General features: G+C 67.0%; 10 protein-coding genes and 1 pseudogene. 3 read left to right on the plus strand and 8 right to left on the minus strand.

The features are described 5' to 3' along the window. Window positions 1-5: 5 nt before the first annotated feature. Both AC07YR_RS09075 and AC07YR_RS09080 read right to left on the minus strand, forming a co-directional pair. On the minus strand, window positions 6-2,432 hold the full coding sequence (locus AC07YR_RS09075; RefSeq protein ID WP_436058550.1) for a DEAD/DEAH box helicase: 2,427 nt from the start codon (window positions 2,430-2,432) through the stop codon (window positions 6-8). Between the two features lie 115 nt (window positions 2,433-2,547). Further along, a complete protein-coding gene (locus AC07YR_RS09080; RefSeq protein WP_494733762.1) occupies window positions 2,548-3,240 on the minus strand; it encodes a GNAT family N-acetyltransferase in 693 nt (230 codons plus the stop codon). A gap of 144 nt (window positions 3,241-3,384) precedes the next feature. On the opposite strand from AC07YR_RS09080, the gene trhO reads away from it, so the two are divergent. Next, entirely contained in the window at window positions 3,385-4,278 is an 894-nt protein-coding gene (trhO, locus tag AC07YR_RS09085; RefSeq protein ID WP_494733763.1) for an oxygen-dependent tRNA uridine(34) hydroxylase TrhO, read from the plus strand. 8 nt (window positions 4,279-4,286) lie between these two features. On the opposite strand, the gene AC07YR_RS09090 is transcribed toward trhO, so the two are convergent. The 5 genes from AC07YR_RS09090 to AC07YR_RS09110 form a co-directional block, all read right to left on the minus strand. Then, complete coding sequence (locus AC07YR_RS09090) at window positions 4,287-4,826, minus strand: DUF6023 family protein (RefSeq protein ID WP_494733764.1); 540 nt, start codon at window positions 4,824-4,826, stop codon at window positions 4,287-4,289. Window positions 4,827-4,898: 72 nt separating this feature from the next. Beyond that, entirely contained in the window at window positions 4,899-5,498 is a 600-nt protein-coding gene (locus AC07YR_RS09095; RefSeq protein ID WP_494733765.1) for a hypothetical protein, read from the minus strand. A 44-nt stretch (window positions 5,499-5,542) separates the two neighbouring features. Continuing rightward, window positions 5,543-6,004 carry a DUF6023 family protein gene (locus AC07YR_RS09100; protein ID WP_494733766.1) on the minus strand — a complete coding sequence of 154 codons (462 nt, stop codon included), beginning with the start codon at window positions 6,002-6,004 and terminating at the stop codon, window positions 5,543-5,545. 71 nt (window positions 6,005-6,075) lie between these two features. Then, window positions 6,076-7,233 carry a PheS-related mystery ligase SrmL gene (gene srmL, locus AC07YR_RS09105; protein ID WP_494733767.1) on the minus strand — a complete coding sequence of 386 codons (1,158 nt, stop codon included), beginning with the start codon at window positions 7,231-7,233 and terminating at the stop codon, window positions 6,076-6,078. Window positions 7,234-7,465: 232 nt separating this feature from the next. After that, window positions 7,466-8,632, minus strand: coding sequence for an NYN domain-containing protein (locus tag AC07YR_RS09110; RefSeq protein WP_494733768.1), 1,167 nt, complete (start codon window positions 8,630-8,632; stop codon window positions 7,466-7,468). Window positions 8,633-8,786: 154 nt separating this feature from the next. Here AC07YR_RS09110 and AC07YR_RS09115 point away from each other — a divergent pair, with 154 nt between their 5' ends. After that, window positions 8,787-10,463: a DUF7059 domain-containing protein gene (locus AC07YR_RS09115; RefSeq protein WP_494733839.1), complete on the plus strand. Its 1,677-nt coding sequence runs from the start codon at window positions 8,787-8,789 to the stop codon at window positions 10,461-10,463. Window positions 10,464-10,613: 150 nt separating this feature from the next. Here AC07YR_RS09115 and AC07YR_RS09120 read toward each other — a convergent pair. Beyond that, window positions 10,614-11,852 (minus strand): annotated as a pseudogene (locus AC07YR_RS09120) (MFS transporter); the annotation flags it as partial. Window positions 11,853-11,931: 79 nt separating this feature from the next. Between AC07YR_RS09120 and AC07YR_RS09125 the strand changes: the two are divergent. Continuing rightward, entirely contained in the window at window positions 11,932-12,567 is a 636-nt protein-coding gene (locus AC07YR_RS09125; protein WP_436058543.1) for an ArsR/SmtB family transcription factor, read from the plus strand. Window positions 12,568-12,616: the final 49 nt, after the last annotated feature.

Raw genomic sequence — 12,616 nt, forward strand, 5'->3', positions numbered from 1 at the left:
CGGTCTCAGAAGCGGGCCGCGCGCTCTTCCGCCCCTGCGGTATGCGGCCGGGGAGCTCCCGCTTGCCCGGCAGCCTGCCCGGCGGGCTGCTCGGTGGCGTCCTTAAGGAGGACGTCGATCAAGGTGATCGCCGCGGCCTTGTCCAGCGGGTTGTTCTTGTTGCCGCATTTGGGCGACTGCACACAGGACGGGCAGCCGGCGTCGCACTCGCAGGCCGCTATGGCGTCACGGGTCGCGGAAAGCCACACCTTGGCCTTGTCGAAGCCGCGTTCGGCAAAGCCTGCGCCGCCGGGGTGCCCGTCATACACGAAGATGGTGGGCACTCCGGTGTCGGCGTGAATGGCAGTGGACACCCCGCCGATGTCCCAGCGGTCGCTGGAAGCGACGAGCGGGAGCAGCCCGATGGCAGCATGTTCGGCGGCGTGCAGTGCGCCGGGGAACTGGGCTTCGATCAGCCCCGCCCCCGTCAGCGAACGGTTGTCCACCACAAACCAGACAGCCTTGGTGAACAGGTCCCGGGCGCCCAGCTCAAGCGGTTCCTCGCCCAGAATCTCATTCGAAATCAGTGCCTTGCGCTGGAAGGAGACCACCTGTGTTGTTACCTTCACATCGCCGAAGTGCACGGCGACGTCGCCCCACTGAGCTGTCCGCTGCGTCTCCAGGACCTCGATCTGGGTCACGTCGCGGGCCGTGGTGTAGTAGTCCGGGTTGGCGCGGCGCACCATCACGCAGTGGTCTCCCTCGTTCAGGTCCTCCACGACGTAGCTGTCGCCCTGATGCACGTACACGGCACCCGTGTGGGCCTGGTAATGCGTTTGCGGGGAGTCCATCGTGCCGAGCAGGGAACCTGTCTCGGCGTCGACGATGCTCACCGGACCGCCGCCGTCGGCCCGCAGATTCACCATGGCCGCCGCGCTCTGCGGATGCGTCCAGAACCAGCCTGCCGGCCGCTTCCGCAGGTAACCCTGGGACACCAGCTGGTCCAGCAGTTTCTCCGACGTGGGGCCGAACAGGTCAAGTTCTGCATAACCCAGCGGCAGTTCAGCTGCGGCGGCGCACAGGTGCGGCCCCAGCACGTACGGATTGGAGGGATCGAATACCGTCGCTTCAACCGAAACATCAAAGATGGCTTCGGGGTGGTTCACCAGGTAGGTGTCCAGGGGATCGTCGCTGGCCACAAAAGCGGCGATGGCGTCCTGGCCGGCCCGCCCCGCCCGGCCGATCTGCTGGAACAGGGAAGCCCTGGTGCCGGGCCAGCCGGCGACCAGGACGGCGTCGAGCCCGGAGATGTCGATGCCGAGTTCGAGCGCCGATGTACTGGAGACACCCAGGAGTTCCCCGGACCTCAGGGCCCTCTCCAGCGCCCGCCGTTCCTCCGGGAGGTAGCCGGAACGGTAGGCGGCAACGCGCTGGGGGAGGCTGGGATCCACCTCATCCAGGAGCCGCTTGGTGATTGCCGAGATGGTCTCCGCCCCGCGCCGGGACTTGATGAACGCAATCGTCCGGATGCGGGAGGACACCAGGTTGGCCAGCAGCTCGGCGGTTTCCGCCACGGCCGTCCGGCGTTCCTTCGCACCGTTCTCGCCGCGCAGCTCCGTCAGGGCCGGCTCCCAGAAGGCTACGGTGGTTGAGCCGTGCGGTGAGGAATCCTCGGACACAGCCCGGACGGGTGCCCCGATGAGCCGGCCGAAGGACGTTCCCGGCTCGGATGCCGTTGCCGAGGCCGCGATGAACACCGGGCCGGGCTGGGAGGCGCCGGCGCTGTAATAGGCACAGATTCGCCTCAGTCGTCGCATCAGGTTGGCCACATGGGAACCGAAGACACCCCGGTAGCTGTGGGCCTCGTCCACAATGACGTACTTGAGCCGACGGAAGAAGCTGGCCCACCAGGCATGGTTGGGCAGGATGCCGAAGTGCAGCATGTCGGGGTTGGCCAGAATTACGTTCGCGTGGTCCCGGATCCAGCGCCGCGACGCGGGGTCGGTGTCGCCGTCGTACGTTTCCGCCCTGACGGTCGGGAGCCTGAGAGAGCGGATGGCAGCGAGCTGGTCGGCGGCCAGTGCCTTGGTGGGGGAGAGGTATAAGGCGACGGCGCCGTCGTCGTGGATCTTTCCAGGTTCGGCAAGTACCCGCAGCTCCGAGCGGTGGATCGCGTCCAGCGCAGGCAGCTGATAGGCAAGCGATTTGCCGGACGCTGTGCCGGTGGCGATCACCACATGTTCCCCGCCGTGGGCAAGGTTTGCCGCCTGGATCTGGTGACGGTACGGCTCGTGGATACCCAGCGTGCCGTAGGCCTTGACGAGGTCGGGGTGGGCCCATTCCGGCCACGGTTCGTTCACCGCCTGCCGGGCGGGAATGGTGCGGACATGACGCAGCTGTTCCGGGTCCGGGCCACGGCCCAGCAGGGGAATCAGGGAGTCATGGGGGTTCACTTCAGTATTGTTTCATCCGGGCTCAAATCGCCCGGCACGAACAGCCGGAATTACGCCCGCCGCAAGGAGCCGGCTGGGACGACGAGCATCAACAAGCCTGCCGGCCCAGGCAGCGTCAGCCGACGGACAGGTCGGAGCCTTCGTCCGAGGCGGACAGCATCAGCACATGGCACAAGGTGGTCCAGCCCAGGTGCGAGTAAAGCTTCTGCCCGTCAAGGGAAGCCAGCAACAGGCCATTTTCCACGTCGTGCTCGAAGGCCTGCGCCGCCAGCGCCTTCATGATGAAACTTCCCAGCCCGCGCCGCTGGTAGGCCGGTTCCGTGACGATCTTGTCGAAGACGGCGGTGTGACCCACCACAAAAACGCGTCCGCTGGCGGCAACGGCTTCGCCGGCGCGCACCACGGCGTGGTGGACGTTGTCCTTCTTTGATGTGGTCAGCTTCAAGTCATCGTCGGAAAGCCAAGGATCTTCGGAGTCCTGGGTTTCCATGTCCACGATCATCATCGTCTGGGATGCAGAGGTGACGTTCAGCCCGTGTTGCTGCCCCAAATAGGTGTATCGAGCGACGTCGTTGGTCAGTATGGTGAGGATCCTGGCCGGAGCTTCGGCGGTCTTGGCGGCGAGCTCGGCGAATTCGGTGTCAGAGGGATCGTGGGCGAAGTACTCCCACTCCTTGGTGGTGTCCGCGCGCAGCGCGGCCGGGAAGCGGCCTTCCGTTCGCGTCTCGTAGCCTCGGCAACCGGCCCATCCGGTCACCCAGATTTCCACGAGGCGGGTGATGTCTTCAACCATGGCGTCTGGGCTCATGTGATGAGAGTATTCCAGCCCTGCCGCAAGCAACAGGGGGTATGGGCCGGGAAGCGGGCTTGCTTACTGAATTGTGACCGGAGCCGCCGGTAGAGGCAAAGGCCCCGTTTCAGCCGCTTTCAGTCAGCAAGTACCCTTAAACACGTGGCTTTAAACCGAATTGTGCTCTTTTACGGCTTTACTCCGATCGCGGACCCCGACGCCGTGCGCCTGTGGCAGCGCGCCCTCTGCGAAAAGCTGGGCCTGACCGGCCGCATCCTCATCTCCAAGGACGGCATCAACGCCACCGTGGGCGGCGAGCTGAACGCTGTCAAACAGTACGTGAAAACAACGCGCGAATACAAGGGCTTCCACGGCATCGACGTCAAATGGTCGGACGGTGGAGCGGCCGACTTCCCCCGCCTCAGCGTCAAGGTGCGGGATGAGATCGTGTCTTTCGGTGCCCCCGGCGAACTCAAGGTGGACGCCGACGGCGTGGTGGGTGGAGGCACGCATCTCAAGCCCGAGGAACTCCACCAGCTGGTGGACGCCAAGAAGGAAAGCGGCGAGGACGTGGTGTTCTTCGACGGCCGCAACGCGTTTGAAGCCCAGATCGGCAAGTTCAAGGACGCGATAGTTCCGGATGTGGCCACCACGCACGACTTCATCAAGGAACTCGAGTCCGGCAAGTACGACTCCCTCAAGGACAAACCTGTGGTCACCTACTGCACCGGCGGAATCCGCTGCGAGGTGCTCTCCAGCCTCATGGTGAACCGAGGCTTCAAGGAGGTCTACCAGCTCGACGGCGGCATTGTCCGCTACGGCGAAACCTTCAAGGACCAGGGCCTCTGGGAAGGGTCGCTCTACGTCTTCGACAAGCGCATGCACCTCGAATTCAGCGAGGACGCCAAAACGATCGGCGAGTGCGTTCGCTGTTCGGGCCCCACCAGCAAATTCGAGAACTGCTCCAACCCGAGCTGCCGCACCCTCACGCTGTACTGCGCGGAGTGCGCCTCCAGCCCGGAGACCCTCCGCTGCCCGGAAGGCTGCGCTGCCTAGTCCGGTGTTCAGAGCCGGCTGATCCGGTAGGCGAAGTTCGCTGCCGACTGTGCTGCCACTTCCACACTGAGCACGGCGTCATTCGCCACATGGATCACGTTCACCCTTGACGTTCCGCACCGCAGGCTTAGGTCCACGAGCGCGAGCTCCCCGTTGCGTACCGTGAACGACACCCGGCGGGGGCTCTTGCAGGCCAGCGTCAGCGAGTATGTCCCGCTTGGCAGGTGCCCGGTGCTTTCCTGGCGCGTGGTGCCCGCTTTGAGCAGCCCGAAGCCCGTATGGAAAACCTGCCCGGCCGTCTCCGGGAGGACCTGTTCCACCCATTGATCAAGTTCCGCGCCGGTCACCGGCAGGTTCCGGCGGGGGTCCTGCGGGAGTGCCGCATCCGTAAACGGCGGCGCCGTTGCGGTCGGCAGAGGCCCGCGGCCGTCGTCGTACACGTACTCGCAGCCGCCCAGCGCCGCTCCTGCGGCCACGACACCGGAAAGCACGACGGCGGCTGCCGCGGCCGTCCGCCGTGGCACCAGGGGTGCCTGCACGGTGTGCATACTCTGACTCTAGGCCCGCAGACAGGCCCGAACCAGAGGCGGCCGGATGCGGCCAACCGAGCCACGCGAACGTCAGAGCACGGGGTCGCCAGGCATGGGGTCGAAGATGCGTACAGCGCCCACTGCGGCTTTGTGGAGGCCGGCTTCGTCCGGACTCACGAGGTGGACGGTGACCGGCCCGGTTCCCAGCTCCACCCGCCATTTGACCAGCGTTCCGCACGGCACATCGTTGCTTTGCGAGCTGCTGACTGCTCCGCGTGAGGTGACCATCAGCTTCGCCTTGGCCGGGCCTACGCAGATGGCCGTGAGCGTATGTGTCCCCGCCTGTGTCAGGACGACGCTGAATGTGAGTCCGCCGCCTGCGCTGCTGTGCCCGCCGATACTCCCTGCGCCGCCGCTCGCCCCCGCGGGCAGGTCCGCCAGCTTCATTCCGACGGCGGCCATGTTTCGTTCCAGTTCAGCCTCGAGTGCGGGATCCATGCTAGCGAGCGGAACCGGTGGCGCGGCAACCGTGGCTGCCGGGCGGCCGGTCGGTCGGGACTGATCAGGATCGCCGTCGTCCGCGTACTGGTCCGTGCCGTATTCGCAACCGCCTAGCACCGCGGCGAGCAGGGCCAGAATAGGCACAACCACGGCAACGCTGACCATCCGCTTCCCCCAAAGAGCTGACATGCCCCTGAGCATACGCACCATCGCTGACGGTGCAAGTCACACAGCTAGCCCGCCGCCGCCAGATGGTAGGCGTAGATAAGCGGAGCGTCCACGCTGGAGGTACTGATCTGCACGGGCCCGGTGGCGGGGACAGTGACTTTGGCGCGCTCGCGGCTGCCGTTGCAGGCGGCCCCGGCTTCGGCGAGCTTCGTTCCTCCGGTACTGACCGTGAAGAAGGCCTTGCCCCCGCCGTCGCACGTCATCGTCAGCGTGTAGACCCCGGCCGGAACGTCGGCTGCGTCCTTGACCAGCGGCTGGCGGTTCAGGATCCTGCCGGCATCCTCCAGCACGGTTCCGCCGGCGGTTGGCAGGGCCGTGGCCTTCCAGGCCGGGACGTCCGCATTCTCGATGGACACGGCTGAGGAGCAGGCCGAAGCGGCCACCACGAGGCAGGCGCCGAGAGCCGCCATGCCGACGACGCGCCTCAGCGCAGACAGCCGCCAGGGCCCCATTGAACGTGAAAACATACCTCCAACTTACCTGTTGAAAAGGGCAGGTCCGGACCCCTGCCGGGGCCCTGACCCGCCCCGGGGAAAGCCTAGCCGGCGATCAACTCCTGCACCGTTCCCTGGTGCAGCGCAACGTACACCCGGTCCCGCAGCCGGTTCGCCTGCTCATCGGTCAGCGTCCGGTCGAGCGGCTGGAGCACCAGCCGGAGCAGGACATTGACGTCGCCCGGCCCCATGCGGAGGCGGTCGACGGCGGCCGGCGGCAACTCCGCCGTCGGTGTCACCGCTTTGATCTCCAAGGTGGCAAGGACATCCGCCTCCTTTCCAAGGGCGGACCGTGCGAGGTCGCCCAGCAGCTCGACGTCGGCCTCGGCCGGGCCCGTGAGCACCAGCGAGAGATCCCGGCGGACTGCCGGCATGAGTGAAACCGGACGGTAGGGCGCCAGGTCCAGCAGTTGCGCCTGGATCTCCGGATTTTCCGAGCGGAGCAGCCGGATGTCGTCCATGCCCTTTCGCAGCATGAGGGCCCTGTCCAGCCCCATGCCGAGGGCCAGGCCGGCCCACCTCCTGGGATCCAGCCCCGCGCTGCGCAGCACGGGCGCAGCCACCAGGCCGCACTCGGCGAGTTCCAGCCATCCGCTGCGGCCGTCCGGCAGGGTGACCAATACGTCCAGCTGCCGGCCAGCCGCCGTATAGCTGTGCGTGGCCGGGGTAGCCCGCCACTGCACGCCGGGGTGCTCAGCCGCCGGAAGAACGGCTTCAACAACTGCCGCCATCATCGCTTGCAGATCAGCCGGCCCCAGCAGGCCGCGCGCCTTGATGCGCCACAGATCAACCTGGTGCGGCGCACCCACATGCGTGCGGTCAATGGCGTCCCGGCGGTAGACCAGCCCGGGCAGCACATGCAGCCGGTCGTAGCGGCCCTGCTCGCCGCGGAGTGAGTCGAGGAGTGCCGGGATGCCCGCTGACGTGTGGCTCCGCAGCATCACGGTGGGGCTGACATGGCGCGAATACCGGGAGTCCCGGGTCACGTCCCCGGGCGCATAGCCCAGCCTGTCGTAGTTGTCCGCGGTGGCCACCAGCGGATTGAGCCGGTGGGTTTCGGTCGGGATATCCCAACACCGTTGCAGCGCGGTGACCACGTCCGCCAGCAGCCGCTGCATGGCGTGCGCTCCGGCGCCGGGGTCAGTCAGGTCGCGCAGGGCGAGTGCGGCATTGAGTTCTGTCAGGGAGAGATAGTTCTTCATGGGAGTCCTTTGGGGCAGCTTTGGGAAGGGAGGAATCACCCTCGGCCGCTGCACCGGACGGACCCCGGCGGCCGCAGATTATGCGCGCAACAAGAAGCCCGTGCGGCCGGGAAGCGGCCGAGGGCTGATAAATCGTTGCTGCAGATGCATAGGACCATGGTGCCCCGGAACAAGCCCGGGCCGCAACCAACTCATGCGCGGCCCGTCTCTGCGGGGCGTTGCCGTGGCGCTGTTACACCAGCTCGTCGAGGCGGCGCCAGAACGCAGCCCTGATGGCCTTCCGGATGTCCTGGAGGTCCGTCTTCGCTTCGCCGATCTTCGCGGCACAGTCCTTGATCAGGACCCGGTCAATCGTCGGCGGGAGCAGCGGACGCTCTGCGAGGAGTTCGTTGAGTTCCCGCTGGCTGACGCTGCCGTGCCAGTTGTCCGCCAGGCTGACTGCCACCGCCTCGGCGCTCTCCACCAGGTCGAACCACGGGCTCTGGGCAGCGGGGGCACCTGTTGCGGTGGAATACACCGGTTCGCGGCGCACCATACCGGCTGGCGGGACCGGCCGCAGGTCCTGCGGTGCCCGCCGTGGGCCCGGCGTCGGCACGGGCCGGCTGGGTGAGCCTGCCGGGCTGGCAGCAGCGGACACCGAGTCATCGGCGGACTCGGCGCCAGCGGGAGCGCAGGCAGCCTCGGGACCGGAGGGTGCGGCAGCGCCTGCTCCCGACTCCGCGGGACTGAAGGCCTGTAAAACACCGGGCCCCGGAACAGGCCTCGTGCCGGGAGCATGGCCCGCGCCGTTGCTCGAAACGCTCACGTCGGAGGGCGCAGCGGCCTGGACGGCAGCCTCCGCCACCGGCGCCGACTTCGCAAAGCAACGGTCCAAGAGTGACTGCGGCAGTGTGGCGATGTCGTCGACCTGCAGCGCCAGATGCTCGGCCACCGCTGTGACGCCGAGCCGGTGGCCCTGGTTCTCAATCCCCAGCAGCACCACTTTCATGCCGAGGTCCTGCGCTGCTTCCACCGCTTCGGCAAGGTCGTCGTCGCCGGACAACAGGTAGGCGACGTCGGCCGAACGGTTCCGCGCAACTCCCACGAGGTCCAGGCCGAGCTTGAGGTCCACGCCCTTCTGCTCGCCGTTGTAGGACATCCGCCCCAGCCGGACCTTGACTCCGGGCAGCAGGCCGATCCGCTTGTGTTCGTCGCTGAACACGCCATCCTTGGCGGCGTCATACCAGTACATCCTCAGCAGATCCCGGCTGTCGCGTTCGCTGACAAATTCCTGGATGCCGTCCACAAGGTTCTTGTACTGGACCGAAAATGCCGAGCGGAGGGAGTTCCCGGTGACCCGCAGCCCGCCCGTGGCCAGGAGGAAACCTGCGTCAACGAAGATCACACTTTTGCGGCTCATGCTCAGAAGCATAGGTGGTGCTGCTGACAATCCCGCCGTAGGCGGGACTATCCCGGTGAATCGGGCCGGGCGAACGAAGGCGAGCGTGCACCGGCGGACGAAGCCCAGCGGGCACGCCCCGGAACCCTAGACTTGCACCGTGACTGAAACAGCTATGCACTTCACGGCCGGCGACACCTCCGACGCCCCACGCAGCGACCTCCCGGAGCTGCTGTCCGCCCTCTCGGCGGACCTGCGGGCCATCGGATACACCGTGGACGGAGTCGCCGGGCTGCTCGGCGAATCCGCCTATTCCGCGCTCGGCCGCGACCAGCTCATCCCGTCGCTGATTGCCACCGCCGCCGCGCAAGGCGACCCTGGCGCAGCGGCGCTCGCCGCCGTCGTACGCCTGTGGCTCCTGGCCGTGCCACAGCACGCTGAAGTGCTCGACGCCGCCCTCCCGGGGATCCGCACGGACGGTCTCCTCGCGTTGGGGCTCGTCGAACCGTTCTCGGGGGAGGTCGGCACGGATCCTGCGTGGCGAACCGTCAGGGCGAAGGCCGATCTCCGGCCGTACGGCTGGCACGGCAACGCCGCGACAGGCGCCGACGAGGCAGACCCGGACGATAGGGGTACGGACAGTAGCGGCGGAGCCGACTTGTGGGTGGCCAGCGACCTCGCGGCGCATCAGCAGCCCGGCGTCCTGCGCCACGACCATGTGCTGGGGATCGGGCAGGCCTCCACCACGCTGGTGCAGACCACCATCCGCCGCCAGGTTTCCAAGGCCCTCGATCTGGGCACCGGCTGCGGGATCCAGACCTTCCATCTCCTGCACCACGCGGACCACGTGACAGCCACGGACATCTCTGCGCGGGCCCTTGCCTTCACCCGGTTCAACCTCCTGCTGAACGCCGAAGCCTTGCATATCGACCCGGCTAAGCCGGAGGACCGGGTGAGCCTGCGGCTGGGTTCGCTGCTGGAACCCGTGGCCGGCGAAACCTTTGACCTGGTGGTGTCCAATCCGCCGTTCGTGATCACGCCCCGGAGCCAGGGGGAGGCCGCCGCAGACCAGTTCACCTACCGCGACGGCGGGCTGCCCGGGGACGACATCGTCGCGTCGCTGGTCCGGCAACTGCCGTCCGTCCTGGCTCCGGCCGGAACAGCCCAGCTCTTGGGCAACTGGGAGGTCACCGCGGGGACCGCCTGGTACGAGCGGCCGCAAAGCTGGGCCGGACCGGACGTGGACGCCTGGTTCATCCAGCGCGAGCTCGTGGGGCCGGAACAGTACGCCGAAACGTGGCTGCGGGACGCTTCGGAATCCCGCGACCGGCAGCACTACCAGGACGCCTACGCCGCCTACCTGGACGACTTTGCCTCACGCAACGTGGCCGGGATCGGCTTCGGCATGATCTTCCTTCGGCGCCCCGCGCCGGGCGCCCGGCCGGTCATCAGCCGCTTCGAGGAAATCACTTATCCCGTCGAGCAGCCCATTGGCCCGTGCCTGGGCGCAGCGGTGGAGCGGGCCGACTGGGTGGCCGCGCACAATCTTGCCGCCACCCACCTGCTGGTGGCGGAGGACGTCACGGAGGAGCGCCACCAGCGGCCCGGTGCGGAACATCCCGGCGTGATCCTGTTGCGCCAGGGCTCCGGGCTTCGGCGCACCAACCTGCTGAGTACTGAGCTTGCCGGCTTCGTGTCAGCGTGCGACGGTGATCTGTCCGTCGGGCAGATCACCGGTGCCCTTGAAGCGCTGCTGGGCGGGGGCGACGGGTTCGACGGCGAAACGTTCCGGAACGGGCTCCTCGCCGAAGTCCGGAACCTGGTCCTCGACGGGTTCCTCCTGCCGGCCTGAACCGGACACGGCGGGCGCTTCCTCCGGGCCGTCCTGACCTGCCGGATCTGCGATGACGCCGGTCTGCCCGGCCCCGGCTTGGCCCGCTGCGGCGTGTCCGGCTTCGGCTTGTCCGGCCGGAGCCAGGTCGTCTGAACCGAAGCGCCACAGAACAGTTATGGCGATGGTCAACGACACCAGCGCGCCGATTCCGCCGACCAGCAGGAAGGCGGCCCGGACCGGCAGCAGGACGCCGAGGAGTCCCCCGAACGCCAACGCCACAACGGTGATGGCCCGGGTCAGGCCGCCGATCATGGACATCGCCTGGCCGCGGCCTTCCTCCGGCATCCGCAGGATCACGATCGCTCCGAAGCAGGCATTGAGGACACCGCAGAAGACCCCCATCCCGGTGTACGCGACGAACATCATCTCCACGGTGGGCACCAGCCCAATGACGGCGAGTACCGCGGACGTCAGCGCCATGGACCCCAAGAGGATGCGGAGCCGGACCGGGGCTGTTTTGATCCGGCCGGCGAGAACGGCCCCGGCGGCCATTCCCAGGGCAAAGGCGGCCACGAGCAGGCCGTATTGCGTTTCGGAAGCGCCCATCTCGCCCCGGACGAGGAACACCTCAAGGACGTTGGTTGCTTCCCCCACGGCAATGAAAAATAGTGCGCCGAGCACCAGTGCCCAAACCAGGCTGTCCCGCCGGATAAGCCCGAGCCCGTTCATTAGAGCGGGCAGCTTCCGCCCGGCACGGTCGGCGGACGTGCCCCTCCGGGTCCGGATCAGGAACGCGCCCACTCCCATCAGGACGTATAGGGCACTGGCCACGGAAAATACGAGCAGTGAACCGCCCCACCCGCTGAGCACTCCGCCTGCCGCAGGCCCTGCCATTCCAGCGATCATGATCGTTGCCTGCATGGTGCCCACGGCACTGGGTGTTCGATCTTCCCCGACAATCCGGGGCAACAGGGCCTGAAACGTCGGGCCGGCCACGGCCTGGCAGGCGTTCAGAAGGAATGTGAGGGCGAAGAGCACGGGAATGTAGTTTTCCAGATAGTGCATGCTCAGCCCCATGCCTGCAACCGCTGCGGCACTTCCTGCGGAAGCCGCCGTCGCGAGTGTCCGGGAATCCCTGGTGTCAGCGAGCCGTCCTGCCCACGGAGCAAGGACCACCAGCGGAAGGGCCGAACACAGCAGGTAGGTGGCTACGAGCCAGGAGCCCGCGAGCGGGACGGTGCCGGCCACGGTGACTGCCTGCAGATGCAGCATCACGCTGACCACAACGGCACCCATGCCGGCGGCAGCCATGAACCGGGCGCTGCTTGCCAGCAGGAAGTCCCGGTTTCGCCAAAGCGCTGGATTTACTTGTATTAAGGCAGGCGATCTCCCGGCCGTGTCCCCCATGTCCGCGAAACTACCCCCCGCCGCAAGGGAATGTCAAGCGTTTCTTTCAGAGTTGCCGGATCGCCGATAGAATGGAGGCGTGAATGCAGAAACTCCAGAAACGGAGCCGGCCGCACTAGAGGGTGCCAGGCGCAGGGCACGGCCGGAAAAGAAAGTGGAGATCACCGACCCCAAGGCCATCCGCGCGCTTGCCCACGCGGCACGGCTGGAAGTGATCTCGGAGCTGTATTCCACTCAGGTCAGCCGGACGGCCACGGAGCTTGCCGCGCAGACCGGCCTGACGCCGAGCGCCATGAGCTACCATCTGCGGGCCCTGCAGAAATGGGGAATCGTGGAGCCGGCCGCCACTGCCGGCGACGCACGGGAACGCCGGTGGCGGGCTGCCGGAACGGACTTCACCATCAATTCAGGCGGGGGAGTGGCCAGCCCCGAGTTTGCCGTCCTGGACCTGGAGCTGGACGCCTTCCGGCGCAGGGTCGATGCCTACGCCAAGGTCCGTGACGAACGCCGGAAAATCAGCGAATCCACGGAGGCGCCCGGTGTCGTGGTGCTCTCCACGCACCTGTTGTACCTGACAGCCGCGCAGCGCTCGGAGCTCACCGCGAAGGTGTTCGGGCTGCTTAAGGAATACGAGCTTGAGGACCCGGACCAGGTCCCCGAGGGCGCCGAGAGAATGGCGACAATGTGGTCCATGATTCCTGACGACCGCAAGTGATGCCCGGCACCCGTTTTCCACATGAATGCGCATCATCCTTCAAAATATG

It is taken from the genome of Arthrobacter sp. GW460-12-1-14-TSB2, from assembly GCF_059423525.1.